This is a genomic window from Ralstonia sp. ASV6 (assembly GCF_016429285.1).
Taxonomy (GTDB): Bacteria; Pseudomonadota; Gammaproteobacteria; order Burkholderiales; family Burkholderiaceae; genus Ralstonia; species Ralstonia flaminis.
The window spans coordinates 1-18,207 of the sequence record NZ_JAELUI010000111.1; the positions used below are offsets into that span (position 1 = coordinate 1).

General features: G+C 62.7%; 16 protein-coding genes. 5 read left to right on the forward strand and 11 right to left on the reverse strand.

All coding sequences use genetic code 11. From position 1 onward, the window contains the following. The 3 genes from JHD73_RS19965 to serB form a co-directional block, all read left to right on the forward strand. Positions 1-1,699 (forward strand): TRCF domain-containing protein (locus JHD73_RS19965; protein ID WP_199031969.1); only part of this gene is annotated, 1,699 nt, incomplete at its 5' end. Between the two features lie 46 nt (positions 1,700-1,745). Beyond that, positions 1,746-2,930, forward strand: coding sequence for an acetylornithine deacetylase (gene argE / locus JHD73_RS19970; protein ID WP_199031970.1), 1,185 nt, complete (start codon positions 1,746-1,748; stop codon positions 2,928-2,930). A 101-nt stretch (positions 2,931-3,031) separates the two neighbouring features. Further along, the gene (gene serB, locus JHD73_RS19975; RefSeq protein ID WP_199031971.1) at positions 3,032-3,889 is read left to right on the forward strand and encodes a phosphoserine phosphatase SerB; all 858 of its coding nucleotides are present in this window, start codon (positions 3,032-3,034) and stop codon (positions 3,887-3,889) included. Between the two features lie 86 nt (positions 3,890-3,975). On the opposite strand, the gene JHD73_RS19980 is transcribed toward serB, so the two are convergent. The 9 genes from JHD73_RS19980 to phaC form a co-directional block, all read right to left on the reverse strand. Then, positions 3,976-5,187: a cystathionine beta-lyase gene (locus tag JHD73_RS19980; protein ID WP_199031972.1), complete on the reverse strand. Its 1,212-nt coding sequence runs from the start codon at positions 5,185-5,187 to the stop codon at positions 3,976-3,978. A gap of 63 nt (positions 5,188-5,250) precedes the next feature. Beyond that, on the reverse strand, positions 5,251-6,000 hold the full coding sequence (locus JHD73_RS19985) for a hypothetical protein (RefSeq protein WP_199031973.1): 750 nt from the start codon (positions 5,998-6,000) through the stop codon (positions 5,251-5,253). Next, complete coding sequence (gene bktB, locus JHD73_RS19990; RefSeq protein WP_199031974.1) at positions 5,975-7,159, reverse strand: beta-ketothiolase BktB; 1,185 nt, start codon at positions 7,157-7,159, stop codon at positions 5,975-5,977. The genes JHD73_RS19985 and bktB overlap by 26 nt, the downstream gene beginning before the upstream one ends. Positions 7,160-7,258: 99 nt before the next feature. After that, positions 7,259-8,620: a 30S ribosomal protein S12 methylthiotransferase RimO gene (rimO, locus tag JHD73_RS19995; protein ID WP_048932503.1), complete on the reverse strand. Its 1,362-nt coding sequence runs from the start codon at positions 8,618-8,620 to the stop codon at positions 7,259-7,261. Positions 8,621-8,704: 84 nt separating this feature from the next. Next, positions 8,705-9,685 (reverse strand): tRNA-dihydrouridine synthase, encoded by a 981-nt coding sequence (locus JHD73_RS20000; RefSeq protein ID WP_199031975.1) that lies wholly within the window; start codon positions 9,683-9,685, stop codon positions 8,705-8,707. A 208-nt stretch (positions 9,686-9,893) separates the two neighbouring features. Next, positions 9,894-10,448, reverse strand: coding sequence for a polyhydroxyalkanoate synthesis repressor PhaR (phaR, locus tag JHD73_RS20005; protein ID WP_021194616.1), 555 nt, complete (start codon positions 10,446-10,448; stop codon positions 9,894-9,896). A gap of 406 nt (positions 10,449-10,854) precedes the next feature. Next, positions 10,855-11,595: a 3-ketoacyl-ACP reductase gene (locus tag JHD73_RS20010; RefSeq protein WP_199031976.1), complete on the reverse strand. Its 741-nt coding sequence runs from the start codon at positions 11,593-11,595 to the stop codon at positions 10,855-10,857. A 109-nt stretch (positions 11,596-11,704) separates the two neighbouring features. Continuing rightward, positions 11,705-12,886 (reverse strand): acetyl-CoA C-acetyltransferase, encoded by a 1,182-nt coding sequence (locus JHD73_RS20015; RefSeq protein WP_199031977.1) that lies wholly within the window; start codon positions 12,884-12,886, stop codon positions 11,705-11,707. An 86-nt stretch (positions 12,887-12,972) separates the two neighbouring features. Continuing rightward, positions 12,973-14,769 (reverse strand): class I poly(R)-hydroxyalkanoic acid synthase, encoded by a 1,797-nt coding sequence (gene phaC / locus JHD73_RS20020; protein WP_199031978.1) that lies wholly within the window; start codon positions 14,767-14,769, stop codon positions 12,973-12,975. Positions 14,770-15,036: 267 nt separating this feature from the next. Here phaC and JHD73_RS20025 point away from each other — a divergent pair, with 267 nt between their 5' ends. Continuing rightward, complete coding sequence (locus JHD73_RS20025) at positions 15,037-15,249, forward strand: hypothetical protein (protein ID WP_199031979.1); 213 nt, start codon at positions 15,037-15,039, stop codon at positions 15,247-15,249. 12 nt (positions 15,250-15,261) lie between these two features. On the opposite strand, the gene pgeF is transcribed toward JHD73_RS20025, so the two are convergent. Both pgeF and JHD73_RS20035 read right to left on the reverse strand, forming a co-directional pair. After that, positions 15,262-16,071 carry a peptidoglycan editing factor PgeF gene (gene pgeF, locus JHD73_RS20030; RefSeq protein ID WP_199031980.1) on the reverse strand — a complete coding sequence of 270 codons (810 nt, stop codon included), beginning with the start codon at positions 16,069-16,071 and terminating at the stop codon, positions 15,262-15,264. Further along, complete coding sequence (locus tag JHD73_RS20035) at positions 16,055-17,167, reverse strand: RluA family pseudouridine synthase (RefSeq protein WP_199031981.1); 1,113 nt, start codon at positions 17,165-17,167, stop codon at positions 16,055-16,057. The genes pgeF and JHD73_RS20035 overlap by 17 nt, the downstream gene beginning before the upstream one ends. Positions 17,168-17,182: 15 nt before the next feature. Here JHD73_RS20035 and JHD73_RS20040 point away from each other — a divergent pair, with 15 nt between their 5' ends. After that, positions 17,183-18,028, forward strand: a complete 846-nt coding sequence (locus tag JHD73_RS20040; RefSeq protein WP_199031982.1) for an outer membrane protein assembly factor BamD — start codon at positions 17,183-17,185, stop codon at positions 18,026-18,028. The last annotated feature ends 179 nt before the right edge of the window (positions 18,029-18,207 follow it).

Genomic DNA, 18,207 nt, shown 5'->3' on the forward strand with positions numbered 1-18,207 from the left:
GCGCCAGGGCTTCGCCTTCCCGCTCACGCCGGAGGACTACGTCAAGTTTGCGGAGAGCTTCGGTTTTGAAGAAACGCCGGACCAGGCCGCCGCCATTGCCGCCGTCATCGCTGACATGACCTCCGGCAAGCCGATGGACCGCCTCGTGTGCGGCGACGTCGGCTTCGGCAAGACGGAAGTCGCCCTGCGCGCCGCGTTTGTGGCGGTGATGGGCGGCAAGCAGGTCGCCATCCTCGCGCCGACCACGCTGCTGGCCGAGCAGCACTACCAGACGCTGGTCGACCGCTTTGCCGATTGGCCGGTGCGCATCGCCGAGATCTCGCGCTTCAAGAACAAGAAGGAAATCGACGGCGCTATCGAAGCCATCAACGCCGGCACCATCGACATCGTGATCGGCACGCACAAGCTGCTCTCGCCGGACGTGAAGTTCAACCGGCTGGGGCTCGTCATCATCGACGAGGAACACCGCTTTGGCGTGCGCCAGAAAGAGGCGCTCAAGACGTTGCGCGCTGAGGTGGACGTGCTCACGCTCACCGCCACGCCGATCCCGCGTACGCTGGGCATGGCACTGGAAGGCCTGCGCGATTTCTCGGTCATCGCCACCGCGCCGCAAAAGCGCTTGGCCATCAAGACCTTCCTGCGCCGCGAAGAAGACGGCGTGCTGCGCGAGGCCATCCTGCGTGAGTTGAAGCGTGGCGGCCAGGTCTACTTCCTGCACAACGAGGTCGAGACCATCGAGAACAAGCGCGCCAAGCTGGAGGAACTCATTCCCGAGGCCCGCGTGGTGGTCGCCCACGGCCAGATGCACGAGCGCGAGCTGGAACGCGTGATGCGCGATTTCGTGGCCCAGCGCGCCAACATCCTGCTGTGCACGACGATTATCGAAACCGGCATCGACGTACCGACCGCCAACACGATCCTGATCCACCGCGCCGACAAATTCGGTCTGGCGCAGCTTCACCAGTTGCGTGGCCGCGTCGGGCGCTCGCACCACCAGGCGTATGCGTATCTGCTGGCACACGATCTGGACGGCCTGACCAAACAGGCGCAGCGCCGACTGGAAGCCATTCAGCAGATGGAAGAGCTGGGTTCGGGTTTCTATCTGGCAATGCATGATCTGGAAATTCGCGGCGCCGGCGAGGTACTGGGCGACAAACAATCGGGCGAGATTTCCGAGATCGGCTTCCAGCTCTACACCGACATGCTCAACCAGGCGGTGAAGTCGCTCAAGGCCGGCAAGGAACCCGACCTGATGGCGCCGCTGGCGGCCACCACCGAGATCAACCTCGGCACGCCCGCCCTGCTGCCGCAGGACTATTGTGGCGATGTGCAGGAGCGCCTGTCGCTCTACAAGCGCCTGGCCAACTGCGAGAGCAGCGAGACCATCGACAACATCCAGGAAGAGCTGATCGACCGCTTCGGCAAGCTGCCGCCGCAGGCGCAGTCACTCATCGAGACGCACCGCCTGCGCATCGCAGCCGTACCGCTGGGCATCCGCAAGATCGATAAGGGCGCGGAGGCGGTCACGCTGCATTTCGTACCCAACCCGCCGGTGGACGCCATCAAGATCATCGACCTCGTGCAGAAGAATCGGCAGATCAAGCTGGCCGGGCAAGACCGGCTGCGCATCGAGAACATCCCCGCCGAGACGGCCGCGTTGGCGCAGACGATTCGCCACGCCATGCGGCAATTGAGCTGATGCGCTAGCATCACCCGATCAAAGAAAAAACATAGAAGGACACACCATGAGCACCGCTCTCTCTACGCTCGATTGGACCCGCAAACTGGTCAGTTTCGACACCACCAGCCGCGGCTCCAACCTCGCGCTGATTGAAACCGTGCGCGACTATCTGCGCGGCGCCGGTCTTGAATCGCATCTCTCGCACAACGATGAGCGCAACAAGGCCAACCTGTTCGCCACCATTCCCGCCGCCAACGGCAGCGTGCAAGGCGGCATCGTGCTGTCGGGCCACACCGATGTGGTGCCGGTGGACGGCCAGAAGTGGGACAGCGACCCTTTCACACCCGAAATCCGCGACGGCAAGCTCTACGGGCGCGGTACGTGTGACATGAAGGGCTTCATCGCGTCGTCGCTGGCGCTGGTGCCTTCGCTGCTGCAAGCCAAGTTGCGTGAACCAGTACATCTTGCGCTGTCGTACGACGAAGAAGTCGGCTGCGTAGGCGCCCCGCGCATGATCGAAGACCTGATCGCACGTGGAATCAAACCTGCCGGCTGCATCGTCGGCGAGCCCACCTCCATGCGCCCCATCGTCGCGCACAAGGGCATCAATGCTTACCGCTGCCGCGTGCATGGCCGCGCCGCGCATTCGTCGCTCACGCCGCAGGGCGTCAACGCCATTGAGTACGCCGCGCGCATCATCTGCTTTGTGCGCGATCTGGCCGATGAATTCCGCGCCCAGGGCCCATTTGACGAAGCGTTTGATGTGCCGTTCACCACGTCGTCCACGGGACTGATCAACGGCGGGATCGCGCTCAACACGATTCCGGCGCTGTGCGAATTCGTGTTCGAGTTCCGCAATCTGCCGGGTGTGGATGCGCCGGCCATCCGGACGCGCGTGGAACGCTATGTTCGCGAAACCATCGAGCCCGCCATGCAGCGGGAACACCCGGACGCGCGCATCGAACTGGCTGAGATTGCCGCTGCGCCATCGTTGGACGCCTCTGAGCAGGCCGCCATCACGCAACTCGTGCGCGTGCTGACCGAAGACAACGACAAGCGCAAGGTTGCCTACGGCACCGAGGCCGGCTTGTTCCAGCGCGCCGGCATTCCGGCCGTGCTGTGCGGCCCCGGCAACATCGAGCAAGCGCACAAGGCCAACGAATACGTGGAGCTGGCACAACTCGACGCCTGCGACCGCTTCCTCGCCAAGGTCGCCCACAGCTTGACGGCGGAGACGGCCTCCGCCTGAGTTTTGTGCTGCGCGCGCCTCACCTTTTTGTGGGGCGCATTCCTACCGGGGGCTTCGCTACAATAGCGCGCTTCCCCGGCGCATCCTTTCCCCGTCCTCCCATGCCTGTCGTCCTGCAAAGCCTGTCGCCGCTGTCCACCGGCGATATCGAGTCCGTCCGCAGCCTGTTCGGCACCGCTGCATTTGAAATGCGCGCGCCCAACGTCGCTGCCATCGAATGGGTGCATGAGCTGCCCAGCGAGCTGCGCGTCCAGCTCGACGCCATCTGCGCCAACCTGAAGCTGGACTACGCGTGGATTCCAGACGAATGGACCTTTGGGGACTTCCGCGTGCTGGCGATGGATATGGATTCCACGCTGATCACCATCGAATGCATCGACGAGATTGCGGACTTCTGCGGGCTCAAGCCGCAGGTGGCCGCCATCACCGAGGCCTCGATGCGCGGTGAGATCAAGGATTTCAACGAAAGCCTGACGCGCCGTGTGGAGCTGCTCAAGGGACTGGATGCGAGCGTGCTGGAGCGCGTCTACAACGAACGCTTGCAGCTCTCACTGGGCGCAGAAAAGATGCTCAAGGCCGTACAGGCAATGGGCATCCGCACACTGCTGGTGTCGGGTGGCTTCGAGTTTTTCACCTCGCGCCTGCAAGAGCGTCTGGGGCTCGACCGTACGCGCGCCAATACCCTGGAGATCGTGGATGGAAAGCTGACTGGCCGCGTGCTCGGCGAGATCGTCAATGCCGACGTGAAGGCGCAGACGCTCAAGGCGTTCTGCAAGGACATGGGCGTAACGCCGCATAACGCCATCGCCATGGGCGACGGCTCGAACGATTTGAAGATGATGGGCGTGGCGGGCTTGTCGGTGGCGTTCCGCGCCAAGCCCATCGTGCAGGCACAGGCCGATGTGGCGTTCAACGTTGTCGGCCTGGACGGGTTGCTGAATCTCTTCCCGCAGCAGTAAAGCTCCAACCACCGGCACCGGTTGGAGAAATCAAAACGGGGCGCAACCTGTGCGCCCCGCTCCAGTGCCCTGGCAGACCGACCAGATCAAGCCCGCAGGTGCGTCTCCATCGCCTGCTTCAGATCGGCGATCAAATCACGCGGGTCTTCCAGGCCGATATACAGGCGCACGAAACCACCCGCGTTCTCCCAATCGGCCGGCGGCCAAGCCGTCGCCGTACGCATCGACGGGATGTTGTAGGGCAATGCCAGGCTGTTTGCCCCACCCCACGAAAAACCGATCGCAAAGTAGCGCAAGCTTTCGATGAAGGCGTCGATCTGCGCCTGCGAATAGCGCTCGTGCAGCACGATCGAAAACAAGCCGCTCGCGCCGGTAAAGTCGCGCTTCCAGAATTCATGGCCCGGGCAGCTGGGTAGCGCCGGGTGCAGTACGCGTACGACTTCAGGCCGGTCAGCCAGCCATTCAGCCACTTCACGCGCATGGGCATCGTGTGCCGCCAGGCGCGTCGGCAGGCTCGGCAAGCCGCGCAGTACAAAATAGCAATCGTCCGCCGAGACCCCCCAGCCCATGCGCATGCGCGTCGCCAGCAGCTTGTGGTGTAACGCCTCGTCGTTGGTGATGGTGGCACCCATCAGCACGTCGCTGCCACCCGACTGGTACTTGGTCAGCGCCTGCACGGAGATGTCGATGCCGTGCGCGAACGGCTGGTAGTACACACCGCCGCTCCAGGTGTTATCGATGGCCGTGATGGCACCAGCTGCGCGGGCCGCCTCGGCGATGGCCGTGCAATCAGGCACCTCCATCGTCACCGAACCCGGTGCTTCCAGCCACACCAGCTTGGTGTTGTGGCGGATCAGATCGGTAATGCCGGCGCCGATCATGGGGTCGTAATAGCGCACGGTGATGCCAAACTGGCGCGCCATCCATTCACCATGGTCACGGTTCGGGCCGTAGGCGTTGTCTGGGATCAGTACGTCGTCGCCGGACTTGATGAGCGCGAAGTACACCAGCGAAATCGCAGCCAGACCCGAGGGCAGCAGCAGCGCATGCGAACCGCCCTCGATCTGTGCGAGCGCTTGGCACAGTGCGTCGGAGGTCGGCGTGGCATGCAGGCCGTAACGCCAGTGCACCACACTGCCGCTGCCGAACGCGCGCATGTCGGCGAGGTTCTTGAACACCACGGTCGAGGCGCGATGCGTGGCGTGCGAAAACGCGGCGAAACCCGGCGGGACATTCAGGTCCGGATGCACAGCCAGGGTTGCGGGAAACTTGGGCGGGAGCTTGGTATCGTCGGTCACGAAAGATTCCTGGCGAGTAGCGTACGTGCAGCGCAAGGAGCTGCGGGCACCTGACCCGGCAGCTTACCAGTGCGCGCCCGATCGCGCGGGATTGACGGGCGGTAGCGCCGGCGCCGGGGCGATCTGCCCAGGTGCAGCGGGCACCAGCGGCGTGGCTGGCGTCACAGCATTGCTGTTGGCACCGGCATCGTATGGGGGAATCACCACCACAGCGACCGGCCGCAGCACGAATGGCAGCGTATTGCCGCCGTGCGCAACATCCGTCCAGGTGCCGTGCACGATGCCGTGCGTGTCGATAGCGCCTTCCCATGTGCCGGTGACGTTCGTGCCGTCGTCGGACTCTTCCATCAGGAAGCCGCCATTTTCATATTCGCCGGTGACAAGGCGCACGCCCGGGCCTTTGCCCGCCGTGTACTCGCCGTGGACGCTGTCGATCTCACCGGGCTTGCGGCCGAGGCGCATGTGGATCGGCACATCACCGATGACGCCGGTGTAGACGGGATACTTTGCGTAATCGGGCTGGGGCTGCAGCACGTGGGGTTGGCCGGTCTGGGTGGAGAACCCATTACCCGCCTTGGCAGCGCGCCGCTTGTCGCCATCCGCAATGGCGCGATTCAGGCCAAGGTCGCCCGGCTGCACGTTGGCGCCACCGGTCGACACGTCATAGCCGTTGTTGGCAGCCGGCGTCTGGGCAGACGCCGTTGTCACCCCCGCAGCGCCCAAGGCCAGCACCAGCGCGAACAACGCGCCGGCCGGCCCAGTCGGGCGCTCAATCAGAAGAAAGCGTTCAGATGCGTTCGAACACCGCCGCAATGCCTTGTCCTCCACCAATACACATGGTCACCAGCGCGTAGCGACCACCAATGCGCTGCAGCTCGTGCAGCGCCTTCACCGTAATCAGAGCGCCCGTTGCGCCGATCGGGTGGCCGAGCGAGATGCCCGAGCCGTTCGGGTTGACCTTGGCCGGGTCCAGGCCGAGTTCCTTCGTCACGGCACAAGCCTGCGCGGCAAACGCTTCGTTGGCTTCGATCACGTCCAGATCCTTGACCGACAGGCCAGCGCGCTCCAATGCCTTGCGCGTAGCCGGCACCGGACCGATCCCCATGATCTTCGGATCCACGCCAGCGTGGCCGTATGACACCAGGCGCGCCAGCGGCTTCAGGCCGCGCTTCTCCGCGACCGACCGCTCCATCAGCACCAGTGCGGCGCCAGCATCGTTCAGGCCCGAAGCATTGCCAGCCGTGACTGTGCCGTTTTCCTTGACGAAGACCGGCTTGAGCTTGGTCATGTCGTCGATGGTCGCATCGTGGCGGACGTGCTCATCCGTATCAAACTGGATGTCGCCCTTGCGCGACTTGATCGTCACCGGAACGATCTGGTCTTTGAAGTAGCCGGCCTGGATGGCGCGCGAGGCCCGCTGGTGCGATTCCAGCGCGGTCTGGTCCTGCTGCTCACGGCTGATGCCGAACTCCTTGGCAACGTTCTCCGCCGTCACGCCCATGTGGATGGAGTGGAACGGGTCGTGCAGCGCGCCCAGCATCATGTCGACCATCTTGGCGTCGCCCATGCGCGAGCCCCAGCGGGCAGCCGGCGCGAGGTACGGCGCGCGGCTCATGCTTTCGGCACCACCGGCGATGGCAATATCGGCGTCACCCAGCAGGACGGTCTGCGCAGCGTTCACCACGGCCTGCAGGCCGGAGCCGCACAGACGGTTGACGTTGAACGCAGGCGTTTCAGCCGATACGCCACCGTTCACAGCTGCCACGCGCGAGAGGTACATGTCGCGGGGCTCGGTGTTGATGACGTGGCCGAACACCACATGACCGACCTCCTCGCCCTTCACGCCGGCACGGGCGAGTGCCTCGCGCACGACCAATGCACCCAGTTCACACGGCGCCACGTCCTTCAGGCTGCCGCCAAACGTCCCGATTGCGGTACGAACGCCGCTGACCACCACCACTTCACGTGCCATTGCTGTCTCCATGCAATTAAGAATTGGATGGCGGCCAGTATAAACGAACGATCGTTCGCAAATTTTAGGTGCGATTACCTAATGGGCGCAGCCTGAAACTCAGACTTCGCCCCACAGGTCGTGGCCATCCGCACCGGTGATTTTGACCGATACGAAATCGCCCGCCTTGTAGCGCTTGTAGGGCTTGGACGGCGGCGCGATGTAGACCAGACCGTCAATTTCCGGCGCATCCGCCGACGAGCGGCCGATACCACCGTCCTGATTCACCTCATCCACCAGCACGCGCAGCGACTTGCCGACCTTGCGCTGCAGGCGACGAGCCGACACACGCTCCGCCACTTCCATGAATCGCGCGCGGCGCTCTTCACGCACCTCATCGGGCAGCGCGCCCGGCAGGTCGTTGGCGGTCGCGCCTTCCACCGGCGAGTAGGCGAAGCAGCCCACACGGTCCAGTTCGGCCTCGGCGATGAAGTCGAGCAGCGTTTGGAACTCTTCTTCCGTCTCACCCGGGAAACCGGCGATGAACGTGCTGCGGATGGTCAGCTCCGGGCACACCTCGCGCCAGGCGCGGATGCGGTCGAGCGTTTTCTCTGCATTGGCCGGACGCTTCATGCGCTTGAGCACATCCGGGTGGGCGTGCTGCAGCGGCACGTCGAGGTACGGCAGCACCTTGCCCTCGGCCATCAGCGGCATCACTTCGTCCACGCTCGGATACGGGTAGACGTAGTGCAAGCGCACCCAGGCACCGTATTGCGAAGCCAGTTCACCCAGCGCGGCGACCAGCTCGGTCATGCGCGTCTTGAGCGGACGACCGTTCCAGAAACCGGTGCGGAATTTGACGTCGACACCGTAAGCGCTGGTGTCCTGCGAAATCACCAGCAGCTCTTTCACGCCGGCCTTCAGCAGGTTTTCTGCCTCCAGCATCACTTCCGCCACCGGGCGCGAGACGAGGTCGCCACGCATCGACGGGATGATGCAGAAGCTGCAGCGGTGGTTGCAGCCCTCGGAAATCTTCAGATACGCGTAGTGCTTGGGCGTAAGCTTGATGCCCTGCGGCGGCACCAGGTCGATGAATGGGTCATGCGGCTTGGGCAGGTGCGTGTGCACCGCTTCCATCACTTCGCCCAGCGCGTGGGGGCCTGTCACGGCCAGCACCTTCGGGTGCACGCTGGTGATGATGTCCTGGCCGGCAGCATCTTTCTTGGCGCCCAGGCAGCCCGTGACGATCACCTTGCCGTTCTCGGCCAGCGCTTCGCCAATGGCATCCAGGCTTTCCTGCACCGCCTCGTCGATGAAGCCGCAGGTGTTGACGACCACCAGGTCCGCCCCGCCATACGTACCGGAGATCTCATACCCCTCCGCGCGGAGCTGGGTGATGATCTGCTCGGAGTCGACCAAAGCCTTTGGACAACCAAGCGAAACGAAGCCAACTTTCGGGCTCTGGGTACTAACGTCGGACATGGGGACAACCTGATGTGGGGAGTGTTTGTGCCGCGCGCTTGACATGGTTTCGGTACGTCCATGCGCGCCGCGCGGATGCGCATTTTACCCTGCCAGAGCCGTCTGCCGGCCACCCTGATGCAGCGCATGCTCAATCACGCGCTGGATTTCCATTGGGTCCTGCAGGCGCCGGATCGCATCGTGCAACGCAGCCGCCTGCGGCCACGTCCGTTTCAGGTAACCGAGCCACAACTTGACCCGGCCATGCTCGTGCTTCGACAAGATACGCGCGTGCAGCTTCTTCAGATAGTCGGCAAGAAAACCCAGCACTATCGGCCATTCCGCGGCGGAGGGCTCCGGCTCCATCCGCCCGCGAATGCGTTGGGCCAGGAACGGATCGGACACGGCGCCGCGGCCGATCATCACGTCATCGCAACCGCTGACGGCGCGGCAGCGCTCCCAATCACCCACGGTCCAGACTTCGCCATTCGCGATGACGGGCACATGTACAGCATCCGCGATACGCGCAATCCAGTCCCAATGGGCTGGCGGGCGATAGCCATGATCGCGTGTGCGGGCATGCACAACCAGCGACACCGCACCGCCTTCGGCCAGGGCGGTCGCGCACTCAATCGCGCGCGACGTATCGGAGACCCCCAAGCGCATCTTGGCCGTCACCGCAATGTGTTGCGGAACGGCGGCCCGCACCGCCGCCACGATCGTGTGCAGCACTTCTGGCGTATCGAGCAGCATGGCGCCGCCGCCGTGTCGATTCACCACTTTGGCCGGGCAGCCGAAGTTCAGGTCGATTCCGTGCGGTGACAAGGTCGCAGCGTACGCGGCGTTCCGAGCAAGCCATTCCGGGTCGCTACCGAGAAACTGAACAACCATGGGTGTGCCGCTGGCGGTGTAGCCACCGTTGGCGATTTCGGGCGTCTCGCGCTCGTAGGTGCGCAGGGGCAGCAAGGAGCCCGTCACCCGGACAAACTCGGAGACACACCCATCGAAGCCACCGGCGCTGGTCAGCGTGTCGCGCATGACGAAATCCGCGACGCCCTCCATCGGGGCGAGCAAAAGACGGCTCATGCGAAAGCGGCCAGCCGGTCAATATGCCGGAAGCTGAGGTTGGACATGGAAATGATCGAAGCGGGAAATCGATATCTTGAGGTGACGCGTAAGGCGCACGCATCAGCCCGTGAGGCCGCGCATTTTACCCTGTCGCCTTATTCCCATCGTCCAAACAAAAAAGGCGAACCGCCGCGCGATTCGCCCTTGCCTGCCAAATCAGCCCGACCTACTTCTTTTCGGGCGGCTGGTTGAACGGGAACGTCCCGAACATGTTCTTGGCTTGGCTCTGCATCTGCTCCTGCATCTGCACGAACAGGTTTTTGCTCTGCTCAATGTAGTTGCTCATCATGCCTTGCATCATCGGCCCCTGCATGTTCATGAACTGCGACCACATGTCAGGGTTGAAGCTGTTGCCGCTGTAGAGATCCTTCGAGTTCTCGGCCAGCTTGCTCTGGATGTCGACGAATGCCTGGATGTTCTTTTCCAGATACGTGCCCATCATCCCCTGCATGGCATTGCCGTAGAAGCGGATGATCTGCGCCAGCATCGAGCCGGAGAACATCGGCACGCCGCCGGTCTCCTCTTCCAGAATGATCTGCAGCAGGATGCTGCGGGTCAGATCTTCGCCGGACTTCGCGTCGACGACGCGAAACTCCTCGGTCTCCATCACGAGCTGCTTGACGTCTGCGAGCGTGATGTAGGTGCTGGTCTGGGTGTCGTAGAGCCGGCGGTTGGGATATTTCTTGATCAGCCGTTCGGTACCCTTCTTGCTGGTGGCCATCATGCCTTTCCGTGTTGGCGATGCTGCTGCGGTGCAGCCGATGCAGTGCGAAATGACTACACCAAGCGGTGCAGCAAAATACGCGATTGCCCGGCTATTCCGATCTGCGTAGGAATGTAGCCACGCAGATGCATCCGGTTATGATCGGACGCCCCTTGTCTCCCTGCGGAGCGCCTCCGTGATTGGATTCTATGCGGATCGCCATGCAAAGAAAAGGCGACCTCCCCCGGTAGAAACCCGCAGCATTTTGATACGGCTCATGCACACGAATGCGCGACGAAGATAAGCGCAAGAGCACTGCTGCAACGCACTTGAGCATCGCAGCACCAAACAGGCAAAAGCGGGTTTCTGGGGGAAAATTGCTGCGCCCATGCTGCAGCAATACCGCAGCATGGGCGCTTGAAGGTCAGCCCATGTGCAGGCCGCCGTTGAGGGAGAAGTCAGCGCCAGTTGAGAAGCCCGACTCTTCGGACGCCAGCCATGCGCAGATCGAAGCGATTTCCGTCGGCTCACCCAGGCGCTTGACCGGGATCGTGCCGACGATCTTGTCGAGCACATCCTGACGAATCGCTTTCACCATGTCGGTTGCGATATAGCCCGGCGACACGGTGTTCACCGTCACGCCCTTGGTCGCCACTTCCTGTGCCAGCGCCATCGTGAAGCCGTGCAAGCCAGCCTTGGCCGTCGAGTAGTTGGTCTGGCCAAACTGCCCCTTCTGACCGTTCACCGACGAGATGTTGACGATGCGGCCCCAGCCACGGTCGACCATGCCGTCGATCACCTGCTTAGTCACGTTGAACAGCGACGTGAGGTTGGTGTCGATCACAGCATCCCAATCCGCTCGGGTCATCTTGCGGAACACCACGTCACGCGTAATGCCGGCGTTGTTGATGAGGACATCCACCTCACCCACTTCAGCCTTGACCTTGTCGAACGCGGCCTTGGTCGACTCCCAATCACCGACGTTGCCTTCGGACGGGACGAAATCAAAGCCCAGCGCCTTCTGCTGCTCGAGCCACTTTGCCTTGCGCGGCGAATTCGGGCCGCAGCCTGCGACAACGATGAAGCCGTCGCGCGCCAAGCGCTGGCAAATCGCCGTTCCGATACCGCCCATGCCACCGGTGACGTATGCGATGCGTTTGGTCATGTCCACTCCTAGTCCTTGTTATTAAGCCGCCTGAGTTTTCTCAAGCGGAGATGCTTCGGATCGGCGTGCCCTGCTTTCGTTCAGCGCACGCCGATAACACTACAAAGATTTACGGACGCTCGACAGCCAGCGCCACGCCCATGCCGCCGCCGATACACAGCGAGGCCAGGCCCTTCTTCGCATCGCGCTTCTGCATTTCGTGCAGCAGCGTGACCAGAATGCGGCAGCCCGATGCGCCGATCGGGTGACCAATGGCAATCGCGCCGCCATTGACGTTCACCTTGGACGTATCCCAGCCCATCTGCTGATGCACCGCCAGTGCCTGCGCGGCAAACGCCTCGTTGATCTCCATCAGGTCCAGATCGTTCACCGACCAGCCAGCGCGCGACAGGCAACGCTTGGATGCCGGCACCGGACCCATGCCCATCACCTTCGGGTCCAGGCCAGCGCTGGCGTAGGCACGAATGGTGGCCAGCGGCGTCAGGCCCAGTTCCTTGGCCTTGGCCGCAGACATCACGACCACAGCAGCAGCACCATCGTTCAGGCCCGAAGCATTGGCCGCTGTGACGGTGCCAGCCTTGTCGAAGGCAGGCTTCAGGCCAGCCATCGAATCCAGCGTCGCACCGTGGCGGACGAACTCGTCCTGCGTAAAGGCAATCGGATCGCCCTTGCGCTGCGGAATCAGGATCGGGACGATTTCGTCGTTGAAGCGGCCCGACTTCTGTGCGGCTTCTGCCTTGTTCTGCGAGGCCACGGCAAACTCGTCCTGTGCCTCGCGCGTGATGCCGTATTCCTTGGCGACGTTCTCGGCAGTGATGCCCATGTGGTACTGGTTGTAGACATCCCACAGCCCGTCCACAATCATCGAGTCGATGAGCTTGGCGTCGCCCATACGGAAACCGTCACGCGAACCCGGCAGTACGTGCGGCGCGGCAGACATGTTCTCCTGGCCACCGGCCACGACGATATCCGCGTCGCCCGCAATGATGGCGTTGGCCGCCAGCATCACGGCCTTCAGACCCGAGCCGCACACCTTGTTGATGGTCATGCCCGGGACCATGTTGGGCAGCCCAGCCTTGATGACAGCCTGGCGCGCTGGGTTCTGGCCCGAACCGGCGGTCAGCACCTGCCCCATGATGACTTCGCTCACCTGATCCGGCGAAACCTTCGCACGCGAGAGCGCCTCGCGAATCACGGCTGCACCCAGATCAGGTGCTGCAATCTTCGCCAGCGAACCACCAAACTTGCCTACGGCGGTACGAACCGCCGATACGATCACAACATCGGTCATTTGCTTACCTTCCACAGTCGAAAGAGAGTCAGAGACACCGTCGGCGGCCGCAGCCGCGACGGCAACGGGGGATCATGCGCGCAATCTTACGCTTTCTGTTTGACGTAACGGCCAGGAGCGGGCTCGATCTCCGGGTAGTCCGCATTGCCATAGCGTTTGGGGGCGGCTTTTTGTGCGCCAGCATGTGACGCCAGCCAAACCGACCAGTCGGGCCACCAACTGCCCGGGTACTCTTTGGCGCCCTCGAACCACGCATCGGCAGTCTCGGGCAGTTTGGTATTGATCCAGTGGGAGCGCTTGTTGGCCGCGGGCGGGTTGATGACGCCAGCGATATGACCCGAGGCACCCAGCACGAAGCGCCGCTTGCCATTGAGCAGCGGCACCGATGCATACGCCGATTGCCACGGGACAATATGGTCCTCGCGCGAGCCGTAGATATAGACCGGCACGTCGATCTTGCCAAGATCGACAGGCGTGCCGCCCACGGTCAGCTTGCCTGGTTCCTTCAGATCGTTCTGCAGGTATGTATGGCGCAGATACCAGCAGTACCACGGGCCCGGCAGGTTGGTCGAATCGCCGTTCCAGTACAGCAGGTCGAACGGCGCAGGCGTCTTACCCTTCAGATAGTTCTCCACCACGTAGTTCCAGACCAGATCGTTCGGTCGCAGGAAGGAGAACGTGTTCGCCAGTTCCACGCCGCGCAACAAGCCAGGGCCGGTGGGTGCATTTGTGCCGATGGTCTGCTCGCGCATTTCCACCTGGGCTTGATCGACGAAGACGTCAAGGATGCCGGTGTCGGTAAAGTCCAGCAGCGTCGTCAGTAGCGTCAGACTCGCGGCCGGGCGCTCCCCGCGTGCAGCCAGAACGGCCAGTGCCGTGGAGAGAATCGTGCCGCCCACGCAGAAGCCCAGTACGTTGATCTGGTCTTGCGCCGAGATCTCGCGCGCCACGCGAATGGCTTCAATCGCGCCGCCTTCGATGTAGTCCTCCCAGGTGCGCGAGGCCATGCTGACATCGGGGTTGCGCCACGACACCAGGAACACCGTGTTGCCCTGCTCCACCGCATAGCGCACCAGCGAATTGGCCGGCTGCAGATCGAGGATGTAGTACTTGTTGATGCACGGCGGCACCAGCAGCAGCGGCTTGGCATACACCTTGGCCGTTAGCGGCTTGTACTGGATCAGCTGGAAGTAGTCGTTCTCGAAAACGACCGCGCCTTCGCTGTTGGCTACGTTGCGGCCGATCTCGAACGCTGCCTCGTCCGTCTGCGAGATCTTGCCGCGCTCCATGTCCTGCAGCATGTTCAGAATGCCGGTGCGCAGGGATTCGCCGCGCGATTCGAGCAGTTGCTTCTGCGCCTCGGGGTTCGTCGCCAGAAAGTTGGACGGCGACATGGCCGCCGTCCATTGCGACACGGCAAAACGCACGCGCTCGCGGGTCTTGGCATCGGCCTGCACGGCATCAGCCATTTCCATCAGCGTACGAGCGTTCAGCACGTAAAAGGCAGCGGCGTAACCGTAGAGCGGGCTCTTGCGCCAGGCCTCGTTGGCAAAGCGGCGATCAGACGGCGCGACGGCCTCGGCGCTATCGCCGGTGCTCATATGGCGCCAGATCTGGAGCCACTCTTCAAGGTATTTTTGCTGGATTTCAGCCAGGCGCTCAGGCGGGATCAGAGCGAAGGGCACGGCGCCCTCGCCCATCATCTGAGCGCCATTGAACTGGCCGAGGCCAGGAGCGGCAGCGCCAGGCTGAGCGAATGCGCCCGCGTAGGCTTGCCATTGCTTGAACTGTTCAGCCCATTGTGCCGGATCCGGCAAGCCCTGCCAGGGGGCTTGGGTGTGGGCGCTAGATGCTTTGGAAGATGCGGATTGACGCGTTGCCATAGTGCCCTCATGCATGCAATACGCGCCGTTCCGGGTGGTTGTGCGGCGCAAATCGCAGTATTCCGGGCCATTGTTGCCTTGCCGTTTCAAGGCTGTCAATCGGAGTTGACCGATGATTGCCTGTAAACCGTGATCCAGTAAGGGTTTTGCCGAATCCACCTAGGCGTGGCGCCCTTGAATGGCTAAGCACGATGGCGGGCTATGGTCCAGCCTGTGCAATTTCGTGCGAGACTGCACCATTACGCAAACGCCGGGCGCTCTTCCGCCATGTATATCGTCGCCATTGCCTGGCTTTACGTTGTTTTGATGATGTCCTTGACTGAGCAATCGTGGATTGCCGGTATCGGCACATTCATCCTGTACGGCGTGGCGCCGCTGTCGCTCTTCTTGTGGATTGTTGGCTCGCCGGCACGCAAACGGCGCAGACGGGCACGGGAAGCAGAGAATGACGCCGCCGCGTCCGGCGACGGCGCCAACTGACATCAACCGGCGCTATTCCGCGCGCCAGATCAGGGTGGCCATGCGGCCAGTCGTGCGCTCGCGGCGATACGAGTAGAAGCGATCGGCGTCCGTCATCGTGCACAAGCCTCCGCCGTACACGTTCGTGCAGCCAACGCGAGCTAGCCGCAGCCGGGCCAGCGCGTAGAGATCGGCGAAGAACTTTCCTTCCGGCACGCCCCTCACGAATGCCGCTTCGGTCGCCGGCAGCTCATCCGGCTGAGCCGCGTCGATGAAGGCTTGCCGCACTTCCGCGCCAACCTCGAAGCATGATGGGCCAATCGCTGGGCCCAGCCATGCCAGCCATGTCGGATCGGCTTCCTGGCCACAGGCACGCAGCCGTTGCATCATCGCGTCGACCGTGCGTTCGATCACGCCACTGCACAGCCCGCGCCAGCCGGCATGCGCGACTCCAACCGTCACACCACGCGCGTCGCTCAGCAGCACAGGCAGGCAATCGGCCGTCATGACCACACAAACGCGATCCCGCCAGGACGCCACCGCCGCATCAGCCACCACTGGCGCCGACACGTCGGTAAGTTGATCCAGGTCCGCTACGCCGGTGCCGTGTACCTGCTCCATCCACACCGGCTCTGCAGCCACGGCGGCGCGCAGGATGCGGCGATTCTGCTCGACGGCATCCGGCGCATCGCCCACGTGTTGACCGAGATTCAGACCACCCGGCAGGCCGCCAGCCAGCCCGTAAGGTCCGGTACTGACACCCCCCAGCCGCGTGGTTGCCAGTGCCTTGACACGCGGATGCGCCGGCCAGTCGGGGATGATCCAATCAGGTGAAATCGACATCGGGATCCAGGTCCAGGGCTTCCAACAGTTCTGCGAAATCGTCAGGCACCTCTGCCGTCCAATGGACTGACTTACCGGATGCAGGGTGCACAAGCCCCAGGCGCACCGCGTGCAGCGCTTGCCGCGCAAACGGCACCGGCAACTGCGCCTTGATCGTCTGCGGCTTGCCGCGACGGAAGTTGCGCGTGTACACCGGGTCGCCCAGAAGCGGGTGGCCTTCGGACTCAAAGTGCACGCGAATCTGGTGCGTACGGCCGGTCTCGAGCTGGCAGCGCACCAGCGACACCTGAGCGCGCCCCAGATCCACCACGTCGAGCGTCTTGAAATGCGTACGTGCCTGCTTGCCGCTGGCCGTTTCGATGATAGCCATGCGGGTGCGGTCGCGCGGGTCACGTCCGATCGGCGCATCGATGGTGGCCTCTTCTGGCGTTTCCCCCCAGACCAGCGCCAGATAAGTCCGCTTGACCGTGCGAGCCTGCAACTGACGCACGAGATCGGTCTGCGCAGGCAGCGTACGTGCGACGACCATCAAGCCGGAGGTCTCCTTGTCGAGTCGGTGGACGATGCCCGCACGCGGCAACTCGGCAGCATCGGGATAGCGATGCAGCAAGCCGTTGAGCACGGTACCGCTCCAGTTGCCTGCCGCCGGGTGCACAACCAAGCCAGCAGGCTTGTTGATGACGAGCAGCGTGTCGTCTTCGTAGACGACGTCCAGGTCGATCGGCTCGGCCACGAAGGCGTTCTCGTCGGCCGCTCGCTGCGGCACAACCTCGATGCGTGCCCCGCCGGATACCGCTGCGCGCGGGCGCACCGCTGCGCCATCCATGCGCACGGCACCAGCGTCGATCCATTGCTGCAGGCGGCTGCGCGAGTAATCGGGCAGCAATTTGGCCAGCGCCTTATCCAGACGCTCCCCGTGCAGAACCTCAGGCACCTTGACGACGATCGGCTCTGTTGCCTCTGCACTTTCGGCGGTGGGCAAGTCGAGCGCCTCATCGTCAAGCACGTCTTCGGTTTCTTGCGAAGTGATGGAAACGTCAGGCGCTGCGTCGTTCGACACAGGGCTTGGGCTATAATCCTTGATGCGATTTTTCATTGAGAAAAGGTGCCCATGTCGGTCACGAGCGTAAAGCAGGCGCGTTTTGGAGTACGAATCCGCGCACAAATCGGAGCAGTGTTGGCGGTAGGGTTTGCATGCCTGACCATTTCGGCCTGCGGCATCCTGCCAGAACAGCAAGACGAAACGGCCGGCTGGTCAGCCAACAAATTATATTCTGAAGCGAAGGACTCGCTCGACGGCGGCGACTACGCCAAGGCCGTCAAGTACTACGAAAAGCTCGAAAGCCGCTATCCGTTCGGCCCGTTTGCTCAGCAAGCGCAGATCGAAACCGCTTACGCCAACTACAAGGACGGCGAAACTGCCGCCGCGCTGGCTGCCGTCGATCGCTTCATCCAGTTGCACCCGAATCACCCCAGTGTCGATTACGCCTATTACCTCAAGGGCCTGATCAACTTCAACGACAACCTGGGCTGGCTTGGCCGCTTCTCGAATCAAGACCTGAGCGAGCGCGACCCGAAGGCAGCGCGTGCCGCCTATGACGCGTTCAAGACGCTGATCACGCGCTTCCCGAACAGCAAGTACACGCCGGATGCGACCGCACGCATGCAGTACATCGTCAACGCGATGGCTGAGCATGAAGTGGGCGCTGCACGCTACTACTATCGCCGTGGCGCTTACCTGGCTGCCGTCAACCGCGCCCAGGATGCCATCAAGGACTACGACCGCGCCCCGGCTGTGGAAGAAGCGCTGTACATCATGATGAAGTCGTACGAAGCGCTGGGCATGAAGGACATGCGCGACGACACCGAACGCATCATCAAGCAGAACTACCCGAACAGCGATTTCCTCGCCTTCGGTCAACGCAAGAAAGACAAGCCGTGGTACCAGATGTGGTAAGCAAGGCGTGAACAGCAATAAAAAGCCCGGTCCAGTTTGGCCGGGCTTTTTATTTGGGTAATTCCTACCCAAACCGGACCAAAATGGGTTGAATTTCGAGGGTAGGGGTTGCCTGCAGAAGCTTGCGCAGTAAGGGTTTCAAGTCCTCGTCACGGTGGTTGAATCGGTAGCAGGTTTCA

What these genes read in the sequence shown, in the direction of transcription:
- argE (WP_199031970.1), top strand. Translation starts at nt 1,746, where the DNA reads ATGAGCACCGCTCTCTCTACGCTCGATTGGACCCGCAAACTGGTCAGT.
- serB (WP_199031971.1), top strand. Translation starts at nt 3,032, where the DNA reads ATGCCTGTCGTCCTGCAAAGCCTGTCGCCGCTGTCCACCGGCGATATC.
- bktB (WP_199031974.1), bottom strand. Translation starts at nt 7,159, where the DNA reads ATGGCACGTGAAGTGGTGGTGGTCAGCGGCGTTCGTACCGCAATCGGG.
- rimO (WP_048932503.1), bottom strand. Translation starts at nt 8,620, where the DNA reads ATGTCCGACGTTAGTACCCAGAGCCCGAAAGTTGGCTTCGTTTCGCTT.
- JHD73_RS20000 (WP_199031975.1), bottom strand. Translation starts at nt 9,685, where the DNA reads ATGAGCCGTCTTTTGCTCGCCCCGATGGAGGGCGTCGCGGATTTCGTC.
- phaR (WP_021194616.1), bottom strand. Translation starts at nt 10,448, where the DNA reads ATGGCCACCAGCAAGAAGGGTACCGAACGGCTGATCAAGAAATATCCC.
- JHD73_RS20010 (WP_199031976.1), bottom strand. Translation starts at nt 11,595, where the DNA reads ATGACCAAACGCATCGCATACGTCACCGGTGGCATGGGCGGTATCGGA.
- JHD73_RS20015 (WP_199031977.1), bottom strand. Translation starts at nt 12,886, where the DNA reads ATGACCGATGTTGTGATCGTATCGGCGGTTCGTACCGCCGTAGGCAAG.
- phaC (WP_199031978.1), bottom strand. Translation starts at nt 14,769, where the DNA reads ATGGCAACGCGTCAATCCGCATCTTCCAAAGCATCTAGCGCCCACACC.
- JHD73_RS20025 (WP_199031979.1), top strand. Translation starts at nt 15,037, where the DNA reads ATGTATATCGTCGCCATTGCCTGGCTTTACGTTGTTTTGATGATGTCC.
- pgeF (WP_199031980.1), bottom strand. Translation starts at nt 16,071, where the DNA reads ATGTCGATTTCACCTGATTGGATCATCCCCGACTGGCCGGCGCATCCG.
- JHD73_RS20035 (WP_199031981.1), bottom strand. Translation starts at nt 17,167, where the DNA reads ATGAAAAATCGCATCAAGGATTATAGCCCAAGCCCTGTGTCGAACGAC.
- JHD73_RS20040 (WP_199031982.1), top strand. Translation starts at nt 17,183, where the DNA reads ATGTCGGTCACGAGCGTAAAGCAGGCGCGTTTTGGAGTACGAATCCGC.